The sequence below is a fragment of the Arthrobacter sp. CAN_A1 genome (genome assembly GCF_015751665.1).
Taxonomy (GTDB): Bacteria; Actinomycetota; Actinomycetes; order Actinomycetales; family Micrococcaceae; genus Arthrobacter_D.
This window is the reverse complement of the sequence record NZ_JADOUR010000001.1, coordinates 333,673-355,316: the sequence shown is the minus strand read 5'-3', so window position 1 is coordinate 355,316 and position 21,644 is coordinate 333,673. Positions and strand designations below refer to the sequence as shown.

At 61.7% G+C, this 21,644-nt stretch carries 17 protein-coding genes, 1 tRNA gene and 1 pseudogene; 5 read left to right on the top strand and 14 right to left on the bottom strand.

From position 1 onward, the window contains the following. Positions 1–32 precede the first annotated feature (32 nt). The 6 genes from IWX62_RS01760 to IWX62_RS01735 are packed head-to-tail and all read right to left on the bottom strand — an operon-like array spanning position 33 to position 7,356. Entirely contained in the window at positions 33–1,769 is a 1,737-nt protein-coding gene (locus IWX62_RS01760) for a protein kinase domain-containing protein (protein WP_196839632.1), read from the bottom strand. Continuing rightward, complete coding sequence (locus tag IWX62_RS01755; protein WP_196839631.1) at positions 1,766–3,208, bottom strand: peptidoglycan D,D-transpeptidase FtsI family protein; 1,443 nt, start codon at positions 3,206–3,208, stop codon at positions 1,766–1,768. Before IWX62_RS01755 ends, IWX62_RS01760 begins: the two co-directional genes overlap by 4 nt. Continuing rightward, positions 3,205–4,608, bottom strand: coding sequence for an FtsW/RodA/SpoVE family cell cycle protein (locus tag IWX62_RS01750; RefSeq protein WP_196839630.1), 1,404 nt, complete (start codon positions 4,606–4,608; stop codon positions 3,205–3,207). The genes IWX62_RS01755 and IWX62_RS01750 overlap by 4 nt, the downstream gene beginning before the upstream one ends. Then, positions 4,605–6,128, bottom strand: coding sequence for a PP2C family protein-serine/threonine phosphatase (locus IWX62_RS01745; RefSeq protein WP_333483138.1), 1,524 nt, complete (start codon positions 6,126–6,128; stop codon positions 4,605–4,607). Before IWX62_RS01745 ends, IWX62_RS01750 begins: the two co-directional genes overlap by 4 nt. 14 nt (positions 6,129–6,142) lie before the next feature. Continuing rightward, positions 6,143–6,628: an FHA domain-containing protein FhaB/FipA gene (locus IWX62_RS01740; protein WP_196839629.1), complete on the bottom strand. Its 486-nt coding sequence runs from the start codon at positions 6,626–6,628 to the stop codon at positions 6,143–6,145. Between the two features lie 2 nt (positions 6,629–6,630). Then, positions 6,631–7,356 (bottom strand): FhaA domain-containing protein, encoded by a 726-nt coding sequence (locus tag IWX62_RS01735; protein ID WP_196839628.1) that lies wholly within the window; start codon positions 7,354–7,356, stop codon positions 6,631–6,633. A 325-nt stretch (positions 7,357–7,681) separates the two neighbouring features. On the opposite strand from IWX62_RS01735, the gene IWX62_RS01730 reads away from it, so the two are divergent. After that, positions 7,682–7,764 (top strand) — tRNA-Leu (locus tag IWX62_RS01730). Between the two features lie 99 nt (positions 7,765–7,863). Here IWX62_RS01730 and IWX62_RS01725 read toward each other — a convergent pair. Both IWX62_RS01725 and IWX62_RS16175 read right to left on the bottom strand, forming a co-directional pair. Continuing rightward, positions 7,864–11,283 (bottom strand): error-prone DNA polymerase, encoded by a 3,420-nt coding sequence (locus tag IWX62_RS01725; RefSeq protein ID WP_196839627.1) that lies wholly within the window; start codon positions 11,281–11,283, stop codon positions 7,864–7,866. A gap of 32 nt (positions 11,284–11,315) precedes the next feature. Further along, complete coding sequence (locus IWX62_RS16175) at positions 11,316–12,032, bottom strand: hypothetical protein (RefSeq protein ID WP_333483172.1); 717 nt, start codon at positions 12,030–12,032, stop codon at positions 11,316–11,318. A gap of 30 nt (positions 12,033–12,062) precedes the next feature. Here IWX62_RS16175 and IWX62_RS16170 point away from each other — a divergent pair, with 30 nt between their 5' ends. Beyond that, entirely contained in the window at positions 12,063–12,377 is a 315-nt protein-coding gene (locus IWX62_RS16170) for a hypothetical protein (protein WP_333483171.1), read from the top strand. 78 nt (positions 12,378–12,455) lie between these two features. On the opposite strand, the pseudogene IWX62_RS16165 reads toward IWX62_RS16170, so the two are convergent. Further along, positions 12,456–12,872: pseudogene (locus IWX62_RS16165) on the bottom strand (Y-family DNA polymerase); the annotation flags it as partial. Between the two features lie 50 nt (positions 12,873–12,922). After that, the gene (locus IWX62_RS01715) at positions 12,923–13,687 is read right to left on the bottom strand and encodes a hypothetical protein (protein ID WP_333483137.1); all 765 of its coding nucleotides are present in this window, start codon (positions 13,685–13,687) and stop codon (positions 12,923–12,925) included. A gap of 102 nt (positions 13,688–13,789) precedes the next feature. Here IWX62_RS01715 and IWX62_RS01710 point away from each other — a divergent pair, with 102 nt between their 5' ends. Beyond that, the gene (locus tag IWX62_RS01710) at positions 13,790–14,500 is read left to right on the top strand and encodes an SOS response-associated peptidase (RefSeq protein WP_196839626.1); all 711 of its coding nucleotides are present in this window, start codon (positions 13,790–13,792) and stop codon (positions 14,498–14,500) included. Continuing rightward, a complete protein-coding gene (locus IWX62_RS01705; RefSeq protein WP_196839625.1) occupies positions 14,497–15,396 on the top strand; it encodes a glycosyltransferase family 2 protein in 900 nt (299 codons plus the stop codon). The genes IWX62_RS01710 and IWX62_RS01705 overlap by 4 nt, the downstream gene beginning before the upstream one ends. Here IWX62_RS01705 and IWX62_RS01700 read toward each other — a convergent pair. Genes IWX62_RS01700 through IWX62_RS01685 form a run of 4 tightly spaced genes read right to left on the bottom strand, consistent with a single transcriptional unit; the run spans position 15,393 to position 19,923 of the window. Then, a complete protein-coding gene (locus IWX62_RS01700) occupies positions 15,393–16,445 on the bottom strand; it encodes a glycosyltransferase (protein ID WP_196839624.1) in 1,053 nt (350 codons plus the stop codon). The genes IWX62_RS01705 and IWX62_RS01700 overlap by 4 nt on opposite strands. A gap of 7 nt (positions 16,446–16,452) precedes the next feature. Next, the gene (locus IWX62_RS01695) at positions 16,453–17,562 is read right to left on the bottom strand and encodes a glycosyltransferase (RefSeq protein ID WP_196839623.1); all 1,110 of its coding nucleotides are present in this window, start codon (positions 17,560–17,562) and stop codon (positions 16,453–16,455) included. A gap of 55 nt (positions 17,563–17,617) precedes the next feature. Beyond that, positions 17,618–18,004, bottom strand: coding sequence for a DUF5997 family protein (locus IWX62_RS01690; RefSeq protein WP_196839622.1), 387 nt, complete (start codon positions 18,002–18,004; stop codon positions 17,618–17,620). After that, complete coding sequence (locus tag IWX62_RS01685; RefSeq protein ID WP_196839621.1) at positions 18,001–19,923, bottom strand: FAD-binding monooxygenase; 1,923 nt, start codon at positions 19,921–19,923, stop codon at positions 18,001–18,003. Before IWX62_RS01685 ends, IWX62_RS01690 begins: the two co-directional genes overlap by 4 nt. A 225-nt stretch (positions 19,924–20,148) precedes the next feature. Here IWX62_RS01685 and IWX62_RS01680 point away from each other — a divergent pair, with 225 nt between their 5' ends. Beyond that, positions 20,149–21,642, top strand: a complete 1,494-nt coding sequence (locus tag IWX62_RS01680) for a fumarylacetoacetate hydrolase family protein (RefSeq protein ID WP_196839620.1) — start codon at positions 20,149–20,151, stop codon at positions 21,640–21,642. The last annotated feature ends 2 nt before the right edge of the window (positions 21,643–21,644 follow it).

Here is a 21,644-nt window from a genome sequence, read left to right as displayed (position 1 = left end):
TCCGCCTGCATCTGAGTCGTAGCCGAGAACCGCTACGGCGCTTGGGTGGTGGGTGGGGGGCTGGTGGTCTCTTCAGCGGGCGGGGTGGTCTCCACCGGCCCCGTGGACACCACGTAGTTGACTGTGCTGCCAGGCTCAACCTCTGAACCTTCGCCGGGATCGACTCTCAGGACGGTGCCGGCGGGTTCGTCGGATTCCTCCTGGCCTGAATTGGCGCCCTGCAGGCCCGCGTTGATGAGCGCCTCCAAAACTTCCTGCTCGGTGGACCCTACCAGCCCAGACGGGACATCGACCGGAGCCGGCCCTGATGAGGAGGTCACTGTCACTGCTGTGCCGCGGGAAAGTGTACCGACTGGGCTCACGCTGAGTACCAAGCCCTCGGGGACGTCGGCGGAATTCTCTTCGATAGGTGTTACAGCCAAACCGAGCTCACCAAGTTCAGCCACTACCTCGTCGACTGGACGGCCTTCAAATTGTGCAGCACTGATCACGATCTCTGGCTCTGCGGTCTCTGCGGGCTCGGTTGTCGGGGTTTCGGTTGGCGTCTCAGTCTCGGTTTCGGTCTCGGTTGGCGACGCGCTGGTGGACACCGTCGTCGTTGTCGTCGCCGGCGGTGGGCTAGTCGGGTCGTCATCGCCCCCGGTGAGCACAGGCCACAGGAAGAACAGGCCGACGCCGAACCCGATGAGGAGGATCAGCAGAATCAGCGGAATCAGCCAGGGACTCCGGCCCCGGGATTCCTGGGCGGGCTCGGCCCTGTCGATATCGTCCTCATGCCATTCGCGGGACGCGGCAACTGCACCGGTTCCGGCGATGGGTAGTGACGACGTCGACGTCGACGGCACAGCGCGCGTCGCCGAGGTTTGGGGTGCGGGTACCGGAGCCGTGATCGGCCCGGTTCCCGCCCCGAAAAGGAGCATTCCCGGGACGGCGGCTTCGGCGGCGCGGATGTCATTGCGTCGGATGGCGGCAACCGCCTGTGCCAACAATTCGGCGTCGGCAGGACGTTCAGCGGGATCTTTGGCGAGCATCGAAGCGATGAGCGCGCGGACCGGGGTGGGAATGGTCTCGGGCAGGGGCGGCGGCGCATCGTTGACCTGGGCCAGGGCGATTGCGATCTGGGATTCGCCGGAGAACGGCCGGCGGCCTGCGAGCAGCTCGTAGCCAATCACCCCGAGGGCATAAATGTCGCTGGAACCGGTGGCGGCCTGACCGGTGGCCTGCTCGGGCGCAAGATACTGGGCCGTGCCCATCACCTGGCCGGTTGCGGTCAGCGGAACCTGATCAGCCAGCCGTGCAATACCAAAGTCGGTGATCTTGACCCGGCCGTCAGGCAGGATGAGCAGGTTGCCCGGCTTCACATCGCGGTGCACCAACCCCTGGCGGTGTGCCACGGAGAGGGCAGTGGCGGTCTGTCCGACGATGGAGAGGGTGCGGTCCGGTGACAGGATCTGTTCGCGCTCGATGATGGTGGACAGAGGCTGGCCCGGGACCAACTCCATCACGAGGTAGGCGGAACCGCCCTCTTCGCCGTAGTCGAAGACGTTGGCGATCCCGTCATGGTTAAGCAGCGCAGTGTGCCGTGCCTCGGCGCGAAAACGGTCGAGGAAGTTGGGGTCGCCGGTGTATTCCTCTTTCAGGATCTTGATGGCGACTTCGCGGCCCAGGACCTGGTCCATCGCTTTCCAGACCTCGCCCATTCCGCCAATGGCAATCCGGTCGGTGAGCTTAAACCGTCCGCCTAAGGTGATTCCTGATGTAGGCCTCACTTATTCAACACCGCCTCTATCAGTTGCTTAGCGCTTGGACTCGTTAGTTGGGCACCCGTTGCGATGTCCACGTTCTGCATCACGATCGACACCACCACCTGGGGATCATCTGCCGGTGCAAACCCGGTGAACCAGGCGTTGTCGCCCTGGCCTGACACCTCGGCAGTGCCGGTCTTGCCTGCGACGTCGACGCCGGGGATGGCAGCCGCGCGCGCTGTGCCGTTGTTTACCACATTGACCATCCACTCGGTGAGCTGGTTCGCTGACTCAGCACTCATGGATTCCCTGAACACCTCGGGCTCCGGTGCGCTGATGCGTTCGAGGTCGGGAGCCCGCAGGGCCTTGACCAGGTTTGGCTTCATCAGGACACCATCGTTGGCGATAGCTGAGTTCACCATGGCCATCTGGAGGGGGGTCACGCGGACATCGAACTGGCCGATGGCCGACTGCGCCAGTTCAGGTTCGGAAGGTTCCGCTGGGAATTGGCTGGACTCGACCCGGACGGGAATGTTGAAGGTCTCACCGAAGCCGAACTCGTCGGCCTGCTCCCGGACCGCCTGTGCACCCAGTTCCCAGGCAATCTGGGCGAAGGGTGTGTTGCAGGACTGCTCCAGCGCGAACTCGAGATCCGCCGTCGTCCGTGACGCACAACCACCGTTCACGAAGTTGGGAAGGCCGGCGTCGGTTCCCGGGAGGTCGAGTACCGCCGGGTTGGGGATTTCCGAGTCGGCGTCAAATTCTCCGGATTCCAGGGCTGCAGCCGCCACCACCAGCTTGAACACCGAGCCGGGGGCCACGAGGGATTCCGTTGCGGGGTTGAAGTAGGGCGAGAGGCCGGGCACCGTGGATAGTTCCTCAAGGTTCTCAAGCACCACCGCGGTGTCGTGCCCGGCCAGCAGGTTTGGGTCGTAGGACGGTTTGGACACCATGGCGAGGATGTTGCCGGTGCCGGGTTCCATCACCACGATGGAACCCTGTTGACCGTCCGGGATCAGATCCCATGCCAGTTGCTGGATCTCCGGGTCGATGGTCAGTTCAACAGATGCGCCCTGCGCCTGGGCGCCGGAGAACAGCTGAACAATGCGATCGTAGAACAGGTCGTCACTGGTACCCGACAATTCATCGGCCATGACGCTTTCCAACTGCGTGGCACCGTTGGCCAGTGAGTAGAAACCGGTCAGGTGGGCGTAGAGGTTCGGTTCGTTGTAGACGCGCTGATAGTTGAACTGATCATTGGAGGGGACCGATTCAGCCACGGCCCGTCCATCGACGAGGATGGACCCGCGGTTCTTGCCGAAGTCCTGAAGCAGTGAGCGGTTGTTCCAGTCATTGTCGGCCAGGGCTTCGGCCTCGAAGAACTGGACGAAGGTAAGCGATCCGAGGACCAGGGTGAACATGGCGAGGGCTACCAGCCACGCGCTCCTTATTGCCTGATTCATACGCTGACCTCCTTGGATCGGCCGGTTGACGGCCCGGCGCGGAAATCCTGCCGGTCAGGGAACGAGTCCTTCATGGGCCCCGTGACTGCTGGACGGCGTGCGGATTCCGAGATGAGCAGCAGGATGGCGACGATGATCCAGTTGGCGAGAAGCGAGGACCCGCCGGCGGACATGAACGGCGTGGTGAGGCCGGTCAGGGGAATCAGCCGGGTCACCCCACCCATGACGACAAAGCACTGTAGGGCGATCGTAAAGGACAGGCCGCAGGCCAACAGCTTGCCGAATCCATCACGGGTGCCAAGTGCCGTGCGGATGCCACGGGATACCAACAGGACGAACAGCATGATGATGCCGAAGAGCCCGATCAGCCCCAACTCCTCGCCGAGCGCGGCGATGATCATGTCGCTGTTGGCATATATCACCAGATCCGGGCGGCCTTCACCAAGACCGGTGCCAAAGAGACCACCATTGGCGAGACCAAAGAGCCCTTGCACCACCTGGAAACTGCTCCCGGACTGACGGTTGAATACCTCCGGGTCGAACGCGTTGATCCAACTGTCGATGCGCAACGACACATGGCTGAATAGCTGGATGGCCGCAAACCCGCCAGCTGCGATCATCAGGAGCCCGATGAGGACCCAGCTGATCCGGCTGGTGGCTACGTAGATCATCACCATGAACAGGCCGAAGAAGAGCACCGAGGATCCCAGGTCGCGCTGGAAGATCAGGACTCCAATGCTCACAAACCAGGCGGCGACCATGGGAGCAAGATCCTTGAACCGGGGCAGTTGGAGCGGACCCACCTTCTTGCCGGCCAGCAGGATGAGATCCCGGTTGGTTGACAGGTAGCCTGCGAAGAAGATCGCGAGGGTGATTTTGGCAATTTCTCCGGGCTGGAAGGTACCGAACCCCACATTGATCCAGATCCGGGCACCGTTGATCTCGAGCCCGAGCGGCGACAGCGGCAGCAACAGCAGGACGGCACTGGCTATCAGGGATATGTAGGTGAACCGTCGAAGCATCCGGTGGTCCTTGAAGACCAGCAGTACGGCAATCGATGCTGCCATGGCCACCGAGGTCCAGAGGAACTGGCTTTCGGCGACGGTGGTGTCATTCGCGAGGTCGATCCGATAGATCATGGCCAGACCAACCCCGTTGAGGGCGATCACAATCGGAAGTATTACCGGATCGGCATATTTTGCCCGGACGCGCAGCACGAGGTGGAATGCCAGGGCGAGGCCAGTGAGAATGCCGCTCTGGGTCCAAAAGGCGGAGTCGAGCGGATTGTCCTTTTCGAGGCCAACGATGAGGTTGGCGCTGATCGCTACGCCAAGAGCCACTACCAAGAGCAGTGCCTCAACGTTGCGGCGGGATTTGGGGATTGTCAGGACGTCGCTCATGGTGTCTCGTCTCGGCAATCCTGTGCGTCGCCGGATGTGGCCTGGGCGCTGCTCTCCGGGCTGGGACTGCTGGATGGTTCGGCTGATGGATCGGTAGTGCCTGACGGGGACGGTGTGGTGGACCCAGACGGCGACGTCGACGGTGAAGCGGACGGTGACGGAGCTTCATCGTCCGGCGGGCACGCCACCGCACGCAGGTCGGAGCGGAGGTCTTCCACAATGCGCTGGGCGTGTTCAAGGTCGGTGGCTGGCAGCGATCCGGCAACCCGGGCACGCTGATACTCGGGGAGGTTGGATACCGGGATGTCAGTTTCCTGGTCGAGGTGGCTGAGCCTTACTGGCCCGATGGTCTGGGACACCCCGTTGAAGATCGCCACATTGTCTTCGTAGGCCGCTACGTAATAGCGGGTCTGGGTCCACGCATAACCAAACCACAGGACGGCAACAAGGATGAGGGCCATCAACCCGAGGAACGATGGGATGAGCCAGCGGTTGCGGGCACTGGTGGGCTCATCATCGTCGTCGTCGAACATTTCCGCATCAACTGCGGCTTTATGGGTCAGCATCATGGCGGCGCGGCGCTCGGTGGTGCGCTGCGTCACGATGGGAATCTGGCCAGTTTCGGTGGCCAAGGCCGCCGAACCGACCAGCAGATGCGGCCGCGATGACAGGTCCTGACGGATGGCGTCGGCCCGGATCGCCGTGCCGGGCGCTAGATCGGGTGTTTCGGTGTCCTCTTTTTCGCCCGCAGCAGCCTTTGCAGGAGGGATGGTGGTGAGTGCCGCGGTCCGGAGGTCCTCGGGGGTCGCTTCGACGATCTCAACGACGGCGACTGTCACGTTGTCGGGAGACCCGCCAGCCAGGGTCAGATCGACGAGTGTGTCCACGCAGGCCCGAAGATCAGGCGTCTCACGCATGATCCGCGCGATGAGGGGATCTCCGAGAACAGCGTTTAGCCCGTCCGAGCACAACAGCCAGCGTTCTCCAGCGGTGACTTCATAGGAATTTAGATCCAGTTCGGGGCTCGCGTCAACGTCACCGAGGACCCTCATCAACACGTTCTTGTGAGGGTGGACGTCCGCTTCCTCGGGTTTGAGGCGTCCCTCGTCGATGAGCCGTTGCACGAAGGTGTGATCCACGCTGATCTGTTCGAACTCGTCACCCTTGAGCCGGTACGCCCTGGAGTCACCGATGTGGGCAAATTCAAGCCGGTTGCCGTTGAGCAAAAGTGCTGTGACAGTGGTGCCCATCCCAGCCAACTGGGGATTGGCACTGACCAGTTCGGACAGAAGGGAGTTGGCAGTCTGGATTTCGTCGGCGAGCTGGTTGGCAGCCTCACCGTCGTCGTAATCCTTCCGGTCCAGATGAACCAGATCCAGTACGGTCGACGCGGATGCCACGTTGCCGCCCGCGTGCCCACCCATACCGTCAGCCACGACCGCAAGGTAGCGGCCAACGTAGGCGGAGTCATCGTTCTTGGCGCGGACCATTCCAACGTCCGAGCGCGCAGCGAAACGCATGATGAAGGCCAACGCTATGACCTCAATTCGATGACCGTCTTGCCGATCCGAACGGGAACACCCAGGTCAACGGGCAGCGCGCGGGTCAGCTGACTGCCAGCGAGGAAAGTGCCGTTGGTGGAGCCGAGGTCCTCAATGAACCAACGGCTTCCCTGGGGAAACAGTCGTGCGTGGCGACCAGAGGCATAGTCGTCCTCGAGCACCAGGGTTGCCTCCTGTGCCCGCCCCAGCAGGATGGGACTTGAGGAAAGGTCGAGCGTGGTGCCCTTCAACGGACCCTCGGTGACCACCAGGGTGCGCGCCGATACGCGGGGGGGCGCCTCCTCAACCAGTTCGGGGTGCTTCCGTGCCTGACGTGCCGAGGGGGTACCGAGGCGGTTTCTGCTGCCTACCACCAGGTCGCGCCGGAGGGCGCTGACCACACTGATCACGAGAATCCAGATCAGGATCAGGAAGCCATACCGGAGCACGGTAAGGGTCAGTTCACTGAGGTCATTCATGTCTAGCGGCCACCGTTCGGGACCGGGATGAGCCGGAAGGTCATGCGCGTGCGACCCATGGTGATAATCGATCCGTCAGTCAGGTCGGCTTCTCCTTGAACGCGTTGGCCGTTGACATAGCTGCCGTTGGTTGAGCCGAGGTCGACGGCCTGGGTGGTGCCACCCTGGGTGCGGATCTCGAGGTGCTTTCGCGATACCCCGGTGTCATCAACGAGGATGTCGGCTTCGGAGGAGCGGCCAAGGACTATCGATCCAGCATTGAGTGAGTACCGCTGGCCGTCGAGATCAAGGACGGGCTGCAACCTGGTCGGTTGGCGGGTGGGAGCGTTGGGGGTGGCGGGCCGTCGCGGCCCATCCTGTTTCTCGGTCGCCGAATCGATTTCGAAAACTCCGGCCTTCAGGCCAGTGTCCCGGGTGAATGACACCTTGACGGGGCCCCGCAGGGTGTAGCCCTGACTGTTGACGTGCTTGATGACGACGTCGCACAGCTCTTCAGCGAGTGGCGCGCCCCACTCCTGGGCCAGGACAAAGTCCGACTCGGACAGCCGGGCTGTGAAGACGTTCGGCGCGAGGGTACGGCCCTCTGCGAGGGTGATGGCTTTGTTGTCCAGCTGCCGCCGCAGGGCACTGGCGATTTCGACAGGCTGTACCTGGGATCGCGATCCGGTGGAGAAGGCGCCCCGGACAATTTTTTCCAATCCGCGTTCAACGTTATCCAGAATGCCCATGCGCTGCCTCCTCACCCTTTCACTGGTTAGCTGGTCGGAACAGCCGTCCAGGGCCTTCATTGTGCGCGAAGGCATGGTCGACGTACGACACGATCAGTTCGATACTACTGGGGACCTCTGTAAAAGGCCTTAACCACCAGTTGTCCGTCCACCACTTTGTGATAACAATTCCGGTACCCGGACGCCAGGGATCGGGTGCGTGCCGCTGACTGTCCCGGAACGTGGGAGGCGGGCGTTTAGGTGATTCCGGTGCTGCTCCGTTATGCTTATTTCTGCTGTTCTCGGAGGTCTTCGAAGGTTTTTCGATGATGTTTCGAGCGGTTGCGCGCGAGTGGCGGAACGGCAGACGCGCTGGCTTCAGGTGCCAGTATCCGAAAGGGTGTGGGGGTTCAAATCCCCCCTCGCGCACGGCTAAGACCCCCGGTTATCCGGGGGTCTTTTTCGTTAAGCTTCGCGTGGGTAGGGGTGCACGGTGCACCAGGACGATGTGAGCCGGTGAGCCTCCTGCTACTGGAAGTCCCGCGATTTGGTGGTCGCCTTCATCTTCAGTACTTCAAACTTGTCAGCCACAATATTGACGACGCCCTCAGAGGAGCGTTCCAGCATCCCCCGGACCAACACACCGCTTGCCTCCCGGGCGATCCGCCGGTAACGCTGCCAGACTCCTACCGAGCAGATCACGTTCACCAGCCCCGTCTCATCCTCGAGATTCATGAAGGTAATACCGCTGGCAGTTGCTGGTCGTTGCCTGTGGGTGACTACACCTCCTACTTCAACCCTGCGTCCTGAGTCAGCGTGGACCAGTTCAGCGGCAGTCAGAACGCCACGCCTGGCCAAGGTGGGCCTGATGTGCCGTACCGGATGGTCATCGGGGGTGATACCGGTGGACCAAAGATCAGAGGCCACCCGGTCAGCAGCAGTGAGGTCGGGGAACAACGGAGGTTGGATATACACGGTGGTGCCCTTGAGCTGTCCTGCCCGTTCGGTTGAAGCCGGCCCGGCGTTCCATAATGCTTCCCGCTCTGTGAGCCCCATCGACTCGAATGCCCCCGCCGCTGCCAGCGATTCAAGCTGGGCGGCATTGAGTTCAGTGCGCCGCACCAGGTCGGCCATATCAGCGAAGACGCCGTTGCTCAGCCGTTCGGACACAATCTGTTCTGCCACCCTGGTCCCGATGGATTGGACGCTATCCAACCCCAACCGCACGGCAAAGTTGGTATCCCGCCTATGTAACGTTGAATCGAAAGGGATCTTCCGGTCAAAAGGTCCAACAGGTGGTTGTTGGGGATCACAGCAAATGTCCATTCCGGGGGGCTGTCCGGTTGCACCACCAGCAGGTCCTTCGAGGGGCTCAAGATCTGCATGCACTCCCGAGTGCAGCAAATCCGGTCGAAGGACCATCACCCCATGCCGGCGGGCATCGGCCACCAGGGTCTGTGGTGAATAGAAGCCCATCGGTTGTGCTCGTAACAGTGAGGCAAGGAAAGCCCCGGGATAGTGCAGTCTCAACCAGGCACTGACGTACACCAGGAGGGCGAAGCTGATGGAGTGGCTCTCAGCAAAACCAAAATTGGCGAAGGCCTGGATCTTGAGGTAGATGGAATCAGCCGTCTCCCCGGTGATGCCATTGGAAGCCATCCCCTTATACAGTTTGTCGCGCAGGGTATCAATGCGTTCCAGTCCTCGTTTTGATCCCATGGCCCGGCGGAGCTGGTCGGCGTCCGCGCCCGAACAGTTCCCCACCACCATGGCCATCTGCATGAGCTGTTCCTGAAAAAGCGGTACCCCCAGGGTTCGTTCCAGCACGGGTTCCAGTTTGGGATGCAGGTAGGTGACCTTCTCCTCTTTGAGCTTCCGTTTGATGTACGGGTGGACGGCGCCACCCTGAATGGGTCCAGGCCGGACCAGCGCCACCTCAATCACCAGGTCATAGAACTCCCGTGGTTGGAGGCGGGGCAGCATACCCATCTGGGCGCGGCTTTCCACCTGGAAGACGCCGATGGAATCTGCGAAGCAGAGCATGTCATAGACGCCCTGTTCTTCCTTCGGGATGGTGTGCAGATTCCACTTTTCACCAAAATGCCTGTCAGCTAGATCGAAGTTGTATTGGATGGCGGCAAGAATTCCCAGCCCCAGCAGGTCGAATTTGACCAACCCCATCCACGCACAGTCATCCTTGTCCCACTGCAGGACGGTGCGGTTCTCCATGCGTCCATGCTCAATCGGGCAAACCTCACCCACTGGCCGATCAGTGAGCACCATCCCTCCCGAATGGATACCAAGGTGCCGGGGAAATTTCAGCACGCTCTGGGCCAGATGCACCACAGCCTCAGGGATGTCGTGGTCGTCGCTGGATACGAGCCCACCCCACCGTTCAATCTGCTTGGACCAAGCATCCTGCTGCCCCGGACTGTGACCCAGCGCTTTGGCCATGTCGCGGACAGCAAATTTGGGCCGGTACGTGATCACGTTGGCCACCTGGGCCGCATTGAATCGCCCGTATTTGTTGTACACATACTGGATGACTTCCTCCCGACGGTCGGAATCGAAGTCGACGTCAATATCCGGTTCCTCATCCCGCATGCTGGAAAGAAAACGCTCAAAGGGCAGGTTGTACAGAATCGAATCGACAGCAGTGATTTCCAGCAGGTAGCAGACAGCCGAATTGGCTGCCGAACCACGTCCCTGGCAGAGGATCCCCTGGTTCCGGGCGAAATGCACCAGATCATGAACTATCAGAAAGTAGCCGGGGAACTTTTTGTCCTCGATGACCTTCAATTCCTTCTCAATCCGCTCCACCACATCGGTGCGTCCAGGGTAGAACTTCTCGGCACCCTTCCAGACGAGCTTCCGCAAGTAGCTCATTTGGGTATGCCCGTCGGGAAGGGTCAGATTGGGCAGTCCTGGTTTGACGCTCCGCAACCTGAACGCAAGATCATCGGCGAGATCCACTGTTCGTTCGATGGCACCAGGAAAGGCAGCAAACCGTGCAGCCATTTCCGCACCGCTGCGCAGATGTGCCGTTCCTGCAGCGGGTAACCACCCGTTCATCTCATCGAGACTCCTCCGAGCCCGCACAGCAGCAAGGGCTGTGGCCAACTGGTGCTGTGCAGGTGAGGCGTAGTGCACGTTGTTGGTGGCGATCACTGGAAGCCTCAGCCGGGCAGCCACTGTAGCCAACGCATCGTTCACAGCGCTGTCCAAGGGGTTCCCCTGGTCTGAAAGCTCGACAGCAACATTGTCCCGCCCGAACATCTCAACCAGTTGTCCGACGGCGGATCGGGCACCCCTTTCACCGTCGCGCATCAGTGCCTGACGGACTGTGCCCTTACGGCAGCCCGTAAGGATCATCCAACTGTCAGATGCCTGCCCTGCCAGCCCCTCAAGGCTGTACCTTGGTTTTCCCTTCTCTGCTCCTTCGGCCAACTGTGCAGCGGTGATGGCACCAGCCAACCTCCGGTACCCCTCTGCGCCGCGGGCGAGGACCAACAAATGGCTGCCCTCCGGATCAGGTTCACCGTTCTGGGGTTTCCGCAGATCCAGGGATAGCTCAGTGCCATAGACGGTGCTCAACTGCGGGTACTTTTCAGCGGCTTCAGCGAGGTGCACCACACCGTAGAGGCCGTCATGATCGGTCAATGCCAGACCATGCAGCCGCAGCCGGTGAGCTTCCTCAACCAGTTGCTCGGGACTTGATGCACCATCGAGAAAGCTGAAGTTGGAGTGAACGTGGAGTTCCGCATAGGGCACCACAGGTCCGGTGTGCTCGGCAATCTCTGTATCTAGCGCACAGTACGGTTGGCGTTTCGGTGACCAAGCAGGGCTGTCACCACCATCGGCACCGACGGGTGGTGCGCCTGGACGACGGCGGTCGGAGAGGGTTCGCTCAAACTCAGACCACGAGATGGGCGGATTACTCCATCCCATGACTGCCCCACTGTTTCCCCAGCGGTATGCCCTTAGTCATAGCTGGCCTCAGCCCACCATCGATGATCCTCAAGGAGCAGTAGCCAGGCTGCGCCGGTGTTGTCGACCAACTGGAAGCGGTTCAGGATACGGCCCGTTGAATCCCACCAGCGTTCATTGATTGGCCAAGGACCAGCCCAGTGCTGCACGGTTCGCTGGGTACTGGTAGTTCCGGGCGCAGCAAATTGCACGGGAGTGCTGGTGAGCATCCCGCGCGGGTCAACGTCAACGGTGCACCCCGCACCGTCCTGAACAAGTACCTCAAGAGGACTATCGAAGACGGTTGCCGGAGCCGGCCCCGGCAACCGTCCTGGCCAGGGCTGGCCCTGGTGCGAATGTGCCGTTGCTGGATAACCGGTTGATGAGTCACCCCAGGGGATGAAGACCCTACGGTCCTTGAGCATCCTGCCTCCCGCAACCATGGCAGTGAGCACTGCTCCATGACCCAGCATGCTTTGGACACGTGCCAGCCCGTGATGAATGCTTTCATCGGGTCCGGTACCCCACAACCCGTCAGCATGGTCACCGAGATCCTCAACAGTGTCGGGAATGGTTTGTACCCGGGTGATGCCTGATTGCAGTCCGTGCTCAATCAGTCCTCCGCCTTGCAGCTGCCACCTGACGCGATCCAGCACATCGTCGGCATCAAACCATCGTGGGTGCCGCCAGAGCCGGTCAGAGACTTCACCTGACTCGGAGTACAACACCACGCGCACTGCTGTACACACAAGACCTGTTGCGTGAAGCCGATCAACAAAGCGGTCAGCAGCGGTGCGGAAGGCAAAAGCGAGTTCATCAATTCGAACCAGTGCAGGTTCGAAGTCGACTACGACATCCAGTTCGGGTGGGGGTTTTCGCGCCACCACTTTACGGTGATCGAGCCCGCTGGCCTTGCGGTGAGCGATGGCTCCCTCGATGCCGAACCTGTTGCGGATATCGCCAGGATCCAAACAGGCAAAATCACCGAGAGTCCTGATTCCCAACCGTCGCAACAGAACTGCAAGCTTTGGTTCACCCAGCACATCCAGGGGGAAGGTGCTCAAAAAATGTGGTGATTCTCCAGGTGGGACAACCCAGATAGGGTCCTGTTCAGCTCCTTCGAGAACTTCTGTGGCACGGGCAGCATGCTCTGCTGCGAACGGTGAATCGGCAACACCAACTCTTGCGGTGGTCAGACCAAACGAAGCAAGTGTGGTGAGGAGTACCGAAGCCGCGGGAGACTCACCACCGTAGTACCTGCTGGGCCCCTGGGCATGGATGGCGCACAACCCAGGACGTACCACCTGGACCCCCGGCATGATCTTTTCAATGCCAGCGACTACCGGTTCAAAGACCCGTTCATCGAGGTCCGAGGAATAACGTTCAACGACCAGTTCAGGGCACCGAGCCTGGGCTTCACGGACCCTCAACCCACGTTTTACTCCCTCAGCACGAGCCGAAGGGGAACAGGCAAACACCTCTCCCTTGTCGATCAGTGCAAGTGGAGCATTGACTGGAACGTCGTGTTCACGAAGTGCGGCTGTTATTGGCCAGTCCGGGATCCAGAGCATCATGATTCTGGTGGAGCCATGCAGAAGTGGTTGAGGAAGTACCTGCAGTGTCACGATGCTCCGACCACCCGGGGGATGAACGGTTGCCCGGCAAGGGAGTTCCCACTACCGGGGAATGGGGACCAGGTGCTTTGCCGCAGTTCGGTCAGGGAGAGCTCAGAACTCCGGGAGCGGCCGTTGTGTCCAGTGGCGGTGACCTTAAACCTCCGGACCTGGAGATGCCCCGACCCGGACCCCAAGCCTCCCCAGCTGTTTTCTGACACCTTGAGCGCTGCTTCGCTCTGCGGCCAGGCGCCCATGGTAATCAATGCTGCACCGCGCTGTCGGAGCCGTGCCCTGAGTCGCGCTGCATCCGAGCCAGTAATTGTTGATGGCGCCCTGGTCAGAATGACCGACACCACATCAACCATTGCTGCGGTGACTGCTAACCATTGGCCATCCAGATGAGGAATGAGAATCAAACGATCAAGATCAATACCCAGGTTTGATGCAGCCTCAACGTTGAAATCGGGGATACCGATCACACTGCACCAGGCGCCAGAGCCTGATGGGCCAGCAAGTAATGCCATGGCCAGTGTGGTGGAATTTTCCACCGAGTAGGCCGCACCAGCCATCAGGCCACCGCCGGGGAGGATCCGTCCGAGAGCAGGAATGGTGGGTAACCGCCGGGATCCCAACCGGCTGCCCTGCATCTGATTGATCTTTTCCTGCAGCCCAGATTCACTGCGGGATTGACCAGCGGATTCGGGCACTGGAAAGTCCTGATCCGGGGTGTATCCCGGATCCATCACTGGGCTGGTTGCTGGTGCACTCACCCTTTAATTTTCGAATATATGTTCGATTAAGTCAATCGGTTGTTCAGCGCTCCAGATCCTCCAGACACACGGTAGGGAGGTCCCCCGGAGTACCCTATCCTCATGTGCGGACGTTTTGTGGTGGCAGGATCTGACAAGGACCTCATCGACCTGTTTGATGTTGACTTTGTTGACAAGGACCTCCCGGAACCCTCCTACAATGTTGCTCCCACCGACACCGTAAGGCTCTTGCTGGAGCGCCTGGATGACTCAACAGGTCGACCCGCCAGACGCCTGACCACCGCCCGATGGGGGCTGGTGCCGTCCTGGCAGAAGGACCCAAAGAAAGGCCCGCCACTGATCAACGCTCGGGCTGAGACCATCCTCGAAAAGCCCTCCTTCCGCACCGCTGCCTCACGTCGCCGGGGCATCGTGATGGCCAACGGCTATTACGAGTGGGAGAAGGGCCCTAACGGCAAAATACCTACCTATCTTCATGGCCAAACCAACGACATGCTCGCCTTTGCTGCACTTTACGAATACTGGCCGGACCCAGCACTTCCGGAGGATCATCAGAATAAATGGCTGCGTAGCTGCACCATTATCACCACCACTGCCAGCGACACGCTCGGTCATATTCACGACCGGACACCGCTCATTCTTCCCCCTGACCTTTACCCGGAGTGGCTCAACCCACGAATGACCAGTAGTGCTGATGTGCAGACACTGATCGACTCCATTCCCGAACCTCAACTGGTTCCCCGGATCGTTGGCAACGCCGTCGGATCGGTTCGCAACAACGGGCCGCAGCTGATTGAACCGGTCGCTTCATGACTGGCCCGGAAGTCTCCAGTACCTCAAGCCCCAGATTCTCCGTTCTCGTTCTCAGCGCCAACCGTGATCACCACCTCGCCAACCTGGTGGCGGGCCTCAACCGGTCATCCTTACAGCCCACCGAGCTGGTGGTCGCCTATATGGGCCAGCCCGACCCGGCACCACTGAGGTCAAGGATCCCCCAGCGGATTGTCCACCTACCGCCGTCGTCCACAGGAGCACTTAACCTTGCTGCAGCCCGCAACGCAGCAGCTGCAGCCGCTTCGACCGACATCCTCATTTTCCTTGATGTGGATTGCATCCCAGCCACCACGTTGTGCAGAACCTTGCTCCTGGATCTGGCCGACGCCGGGGGAATAGTCATGGCCCAGCCGCGCTACCTGAGTGCCGCAGGGACCCCTACGCACGACGGCGATGCAGGGCTGATGCGCGCCTCGATCCCGCACCACGCGAGGACGGCCCTGGCTCCGGCAAACGGCGAACCACCTACCCCCACCGACCGGTATGAGCTGTTCTGGTCCCTGGGTTTTACTGTCACGGCCGACGATTTCAGGCGGATCGGCGGTTTCGATGAGGCGTTCACCGGGTACGGCGGCGAAGACACCGACTTTTCCTTTACCGCCAGGGATTGTGGTGTGACGCTCTCGTTTTCCAGTGCCACCATGTTCCACCAGCACCACGGGGTAACCCGGCCCCCGCTGCAACACTTCTCGGACATTGTTGCGAACAGTAGGGTGTTCCACCGGAAACGGGGGGTGTGGCCGATGACCGGTTGGTTGACCGCCTTCGCCGACGCAGGGTACATCGCATGGGCGGCCGACGGCGCCACCATCGACATGCTCAGACTGCCCACTACCGGTGAGGTGGCAGCGGCCAGGGTGGACGCGCCGTACTAGGAGCCTGTCACCGAGGCCCTGGAGACCAGGTCGAGTAACCGGTCACTGAAGGTGTCGCTGCTGACAAACAGGGCTGCCCGCAGCGCTCCAGCATCCGATTCCACCGCCTGGCGCAGGAGGTCCGGCCACGCTGCAGCCGACCAGGTCTCAGCCATCGGGATTCCCGCTGACCTGTTGAGTGCCCGGGCAAAGGCAAGTTGCTCACCAAAGGGCCTCTCTTCCGGCACCAGGATGGTAGGCCTGCCCGCGGCAGCCGCCGCAGCGACGGCGTGGTAACCGGCGGAGGTAATGATGAGATCTGCCGCCGACAGTTCCGGCCGCGGGTCTTCGAGAACGCCGAGCAACCGAACATTCGGTGGCAGGTCGGCGTTGCCGGAGCTAAGGCCAACCACATTCCACTGCCATTCGGGACAGGACCGTGCGGCTCTCGTAATCTCCGCGACGCTGACCCCGGTGCCGCCCAGGCTGGTCTGCACCGCTATGACCTTCCCGCTGGCGGAGGCGGCGGTCCTGGTAGACGTTGAACGCGTTGGGTCGAGCATTCCCAGGTACTGCGTCCGGCCACCATCCGCGTCTCGATAGGCGGGATCCTCAAGCGCCGCGGGGTAATAGGCGAACAGTCCGGTGGCCGCAGCGTAGGCGGTCTGATGCGCCACGTCGGATCGGTCACCGGGCATCCGCCGATACAGCACCGGGTATCCGCAGAGCCGGGCGAAGACTGCAGCCTCGGCGGAGACATCGATGATCACCACCTGGGGATTGAACTCGTGCCAGGCGGCATGCAGTTGGGAGAACCGGTCCCTGATGGTTGACGTGGTGGGGGTGTAATGCAGGAAGGGTTCAGGGGGCACCGGGAAGGGCTCGCCGTCGGGAGCGACATCAGTGGTGAGCTGGGCAAACCGGGTGTGGGGGATGTCGCTTAGCCCGGGCGGCTCGGTAGAGCCAGTCACCAGAAGATCAACTACCTGCAACCGGGCGATCGCCACGGCGTGACGCAGGTGTCCGGTTCCGTGATGGTGGGCGTAATAGGCAACGCGGGGGAGTATCATCGGTTCCCTAGGACGCCAGCATCTCGATGTCAGCCAGGAGGTCCTGGCTCACCAGTGCCCTAAGGTGGTTTTCGTAGCTGGTGATCATCACCTCGGCTGCGAACCGCGCCGCAGAGGCCCTCACCGAGTTGCCGTCCAACTGGCGCGCCTGCTCGACGGCCAGCGCAAGATCAGTTGCCGCAAACCCCTGAGCGACCACACCGGCGCGGTCGTCGATAACTTCAGTCATCGCGCCACAGGGCAGGGCAGCCACCGGGGTACCGCAGGCCATCGCCTCAACGGTGCTCAGTCCGAAGGGTTCTGCCCATAACGGTGACGAGATGAACACCGCACCTGAGCTGAGGAAAGAGGCCAGCTGGCCGTGATCGAGGTGACCCACATGCTGGACCGATGCGCTCAGCAGCGGAGCGATGGTTTTGTCGAAGTAGTCCCGATCACTGATGGGACCGGCGAAACGGATGCGCATCCCGGCGAGGGCGGCAGCTTCAATTGCCACGTGCAGGCCCTTCTCGGGGGTAATCCGGCCGGACCAGACCGCTGTGTTGGGTCGTCGTCGGACTCCACCCGCAGTGCGCCACTCCTCGAGCCGGATTCCATTGTGAACCACGCTGATGTTTTGAAGGTGGCTTTTCCACTGCAGCGCGTTTGCCGCTGACACGCTGACGATCTTATGCCGCGGGGTCGGGCTGTAGCCGTCCGCATCGAAGACGTCGGTCACCCGTGGCAGCGGTGGAGTGTGAAGGATGGTCAGCATAGGCTGACGCGGCGGATTGGCATGCGGTAGCGGGCTGAGCGAGTTGTTGATGACGACGTCGAAATCGCCCTCGTTGATGAGGTCAAGAGTGACACGCTGCGCACCGTCGAGGAGGTGTGTCTGCGCATCGCGTGCAGGGCCGTCGGGATGCCTGGTGAAGGTGAACCCTGCATCCAGAACAGGCGCCACCGTGGCAGGCACCCGGCTGCCGGCCTTGGCGAACAGGGTCACTGCATGGCCCCGGGCGGTGAGCTCTTCGGTGAGTAGAGCGGTGTGCATTTCCAGCCCGCCGGGATAGGGGCTGGCTATCGGATGGTGCAGGTGAGCCATGACGGCGATGGAGAGCGGATGTGCAAGCAGCATAATGGTAAGTATGCTTCATTTCCGCAAAAAGTCGACACGGACGTGGGAAAAGGGCCTACTGGTCGGACTTCTCCGCATGCAGGTTCTTGGTGATCAGGTCCTGTTTGCGGACCGCAGCATGAGTGGCGCGTTCAGTTACCAGCCACGCTGGCGGTTCCTGCAGCAGTGCAGTGATATCAGGGGTGGTGAGCGGCTCGGTAACTCCCCCACGGGCCAGACCGCTGATCGAGATGCCCAACTTCTGCGCCACTACCGGGCGGGGATGGGGGCCGCTGCGGCGAAGTTCGGCCAACCACTCAGGAGGATTCTGCTGCAGGTCACTGAACTCCGCGCGGGTCACGTCGTTGTCCTGGAACTCCTGTGGCGCGGCTGGCAGATAGATTCCCAGTTTCTTCGCCGCTGTAGCGGGCTTCATGGTCTGGGGGCTTTTAGCGGGGGTCATCCCTTAACCCTAGCTCCCCCCGCTGCCTCTGGCCTGCGCCCGGTCTGCATTCCCGCGAAGAATGCGGCAAGCTCGGCTGTTCCCGTGAGCGGCAGCACGTGGGCAACGTACTGGTCCGGCCGGACGACGACGACGACGCCGCCCCGGTCCAGCCCCCGCAGCTCGTAAATGTCCTGGCTGGGGTCGACCCCGAATACCTTCTCCAAATAGTCCAGTTTGAATGGTCCCACCGTTGGTTTGAACACCGCCGGTACAGCGCCGATGTCGAGGCTTTGGTGATCCTGCTGATAGATCACTTTGACGTCGAACCACGCGTCCTGATCGGCGTCCCCGGGCGTCACGGCGAGCGGGGAGTCCGGCGAGGACTCCAGCCAGTCGGCAAAGATGCCGGCCTTCGACTGGGGCCCGGGCAGGGCCTCATCGGCGAACACGTAGATCCGCCACCGCCCATCAGCCGTCGCCTGATGGCCAAGCTGAAGCGGGTTGGTATCGCAGACGCGCACCACCGGTGCTGACTTGAAGCGTTTGCCGATGGGAAAGCCGGTGGCGAGTTCCTGGTGCGTGGCCTCGCCCACGATCAGGGAGGGCGTGTATTCGGTCATGAATCCGGCGGGGAACTCCATGGTGCTCGTATAGAAGTTCTCCAATTCCGTCGGGTCTTCAAACTCATCAGGTTTCCTGGCCATCAGGGAGGACCACTGCCTGTCGAAGTCGATCAGGTTTTTCGCTACGACCTGCCGCTCTGCGGAGTAGGTGGACAGCAGGCTTTCAGGGCTGCGGCCTTCCAGGACATGCCCGAGCTTCCAGGCGATATTGAAGCCGTCCTGCATGGAGACGTTCATTCCCTGGCCGGCTTTTGCGCTGTGCGTGTGGCAGGCGTCCCCGGTGATGAAGACCCGCGGGGTGCGGCTGCCGAGCTCTTCGGGGCGGACGTCGTCGAACCGGTCGGTCAGCCGGTGGCCCACCTCATACACGCTGTGCCAGGCGACATTGCGGACGTTCAACGTGTAGGGGTGAAGGATGGCGTTCGCCTTCTCGATGATCTCCTCAATGGTGGTGCTGCGGATCCCGCCTGTGGTGTGCGTATCGACGTCGCCCAGGTCCACATACATGCGGAAGAGGTGGCCGCCCTCCCGGGGAATGAGGAGGATGCTTCCCCCGGCGCCGGACTGGATGGCGCATTTCAGCCGGATGTCGGGGAAGTCGGTGGTAGCCAGAACATCCATGACGCCCCACGCATGATTCGCCGCATCACCGGCAAGCGTGCAACCAATGGCGGTCCTGACCTGGCTGCGGGCCCCATCGGCACCGATCACGTACTTGGCCCGCACAAACCGCTGCGTTCCCTCCAGCGGTCCACTGGAGTGGGTAAGCGTGACCTTGACTGGATATTCTTCCCCGTCGGAAACCTCCAGGCCGGCGAACTCCAGGCCGTAGTCAGGCTTCATCCGGGTGGGCGAATGCGCCATGACTTCAGCAAAGTAGTCGAGGACCCGCGCCTGGTTGACGATCAGGTGCGGAAATTCGCTGACGCCCGCCGGATCGTCCAGCGGGCGGGCAGTCCTGATAATGCGTGCCGGGTCCGCCGGGTCGGGCTTCCAGAACGCCATCTCGGTGATCCGGTAGGCCTCTGCGGTGATTCGTTCAGCAAAGCCGAACGCCTGAAAGGTCTCCACACTGCGTGCCTGAATGCCGTCGGCCTGCCCAATGGCGAGCCGGCCAGACCGCCGCTCCACAAGGCGGGTGGTGATGTCCGGAAACTGGGATAACTGCGCGGCCGCAAGCATTCCTGCCGGACCGCTCCCGACGATCAACACGTCCACTTCATCGGGCAGGACCTCGGGACGATCGATGCCGACGCCGGCAACAGCCTGAATTCGCGGATCACCTGAAACGTAGCCGTGATGGTGAAAGTGCACGGATTTCCTCACTCACTTCTTTGTGAAAGTCTCTGCAGCCACCCGGGCCTGTTCTTTATTTGAACAGGTAATCCAATAATCGAATGATGGTGCTCAAACTGTACGACGAATAGACATGGCACACAACGATGAGCGTGGCCACCAAGGGTTGACGTGCCATACATCACAGACGATAGTTGATCGTATACGATTTCGTACATGACATGAGGATGAGGAGAACGCGGCATGAGTGTTGAGTCCCGGAGCCGGGCGGTAAGCGTCGAGCTGTTGGCACGCACCCGCAAGGTGATCGCGGTCCACATCAACTACCCGAGCCGAGCGGCGCAGCGTGGGCGCACGCCACTGAAGCCGTCCTACTTTCTGAAGCCGCCGACGTCGCTCGCGCTCGGAACAGTCGATGCTCCGGGCACCGTCGAGCGGCCACTGGGCTGTGAACTGCTCGGGTTTGAGGGCGAAATCGCCCTCATCATCGGCAGAACAGCACGCCGCGTCAGCCCTCACGACGCCTGGAGTCACGTCGCCTGGGTGACGGCCAGTAACGATCTGGGGGTCTATGACCTCCGGTACGCCGACAAGGGTTCGAACGTTCGCTCCAAGGGCGGTGACGGCTTCACCCCGCTTGGTCCGCGACTGATTCCTGCTGAGGAGCTGGACCCCGCCGCGCTGCGGGTGCGCACCTGGCACAACGACACCCTGGTGCAGGACGACACCACCGAAGACCTCCTGTTTCCGTTCGCTCAGCTTGTCGCCGACCTGTCCCAGCTCCTCACCCTTGAAGAAGGCGACATCATCCTGACCGGGACCCCGGCCGGCGCGTCGGTGGCCCACCCCGGGGACACGATCGATATAGAGGTCACCGGGGGCACTCAGAGCAGCGGTCGACTGAGCACCAGGGTGGTTGAGGGAACGACGCCGTTCGCTGACTTTGGTGCCCAGCCGAAGACCGATGACACCCAGCGCGAGGAAGCCTACGGATCGCGGGAGGCGGCCGGGCTGCCGCCCCTTGCACCTGCCTTGGCCCCGGACCTGAAGAAGAAGCTCGAGAGCGTTGCCACCGCCACGCTGTCCTCCCAGCTGCGGAAGCGCGGGCTGAATAATGTGAGCATTGACGGGCTGCAGGCCACCCGCCCGGAGCGCCGTGTGGTGGGGCTGGCCCGCACCCTGCGTTTCGTTCCCAACCGGGAGGACCTGTTCGCCTCACATGGTGGCGGGTTCAACGCCCAGAAGCGCGCCATCGACTCGGTGAATGACGGCGAGATCCTCGTCATGGAGGCGCGGGGTGAAAAGGGCACCGGAACAGTCGGGGACATCCTGGCCATGCGCGCCCAGATGCGCGGAGCAGCAGCCATCATTACCGACGGCGGGGTCCGCGACTATTCAGCGGTGGCCGACCTCGACATGCCCACCTACTTCGCCAACCCGCATCCTGCGGTCCTCGGCCGGCGGCACGTCCCGTGGGACACGGACATCACCATCGCGTGCGGCGGGACGACAGTCCAGCCCGGGGACATTATCGTGGCCGATTCGGATGGCATCCTGGTGATCCCGCCGGCTCTTGCCGAGGAACTGGTTGACGATTGCATCCTGCAGGAGCAGGAGGAGACCTTCATTTTCGAGATGGTCAAACAGGGGAACGGCGTCGACGGGCTCTACCCCATGAACGCAGCCTGGAAGGCCAGGTACGTGCAATGGGTGGCGGACGGGGCATCGCGTGACTGACG

Coding starts and splice junctions, on each gene's coding strand:
- IWX62_RS01755 (WP_196839631.1), bottom strand. CDS start 3,208: ATGAATCAGGCAATAAGGAGCGCGTGGCTGGTAGCCCTCGCCATGTTC.
- IWX62_RS01750 (WP_196839630.1), bottom strand. CDS start 4,608: ATGAGCGACGTCCTGACAATCCCCAAATCCCGCCGCAACGTTGAGGCA.
- IWX62_RS01745 (WP_333483138.1), bottom strand. CDS start 6,128: ATGCGTTTCGCTGCGCGCTCGGACGTTGGAATGGTCCGCGCCAAGAAC.
- IWX62_RS01740 (WP_196839629.1), bottom strand. CDS start 6,628: ATGAATGACCTCAGTGAACTGACCCTTACCGTGCTCCGGTATGGCTTC.
- IWX62_RS01735 (WP_196839628.1), bottom strand. CDS start 7,356: ATGGGCATTCTGGATAACGTTGAACGCGGATTGGAAAAAATTGTCCGG.
- IWX62_RS01725 (WP_196839627.1), bottom strand. CDS start 11,283: ATGGGATGGAGTAATCCGCCCATCTCGTGGTCTGAGTTTGAGCGAACC.
- IWX62_RS01710 (WP_196839626.1), top strand. CDS start 13,790: ATGTGCGGACGTTTTGTGGTGGCAGGATCTGACAAGGACCTCATCGAC.
- IWX62_RS01705 (WP_196839625.1), top strand. CDS start 14,497: ATGACTGGCCCGGAAGTCTCCAGTACCTCAAGCCCCAGATTCTCCGTT.
- IWX62_RS01700 (WP_196839624.1), bottom strand. CDS start 16,445: ATGATACTCCCCCGCGTTGCCTATTACGCCCACCATCACGGAACCGGA.
- IWX62_RS01695 (WP_196839623.1), bottom strand. CDS start 17,562: ATGCTGCTTGCACATCCGCTCTCCATCGCCGTCATGGCTCACCTGCAC.
- IWX62_RS01690 (WP_196839622.1), bottom strand. CDS start 18,004: ATGACCCCCGCTAAAAGCCCCCAGACCATGAAGCCCGCTACAGCGGCG.
- IWX62_RS01680 (WP_196839620.1), top strand. CDS start 20,149: ATGAGTGTTGAGTCCCGGAGCCGGGCGGTAAGCGTCGAGCTGTTGGCA.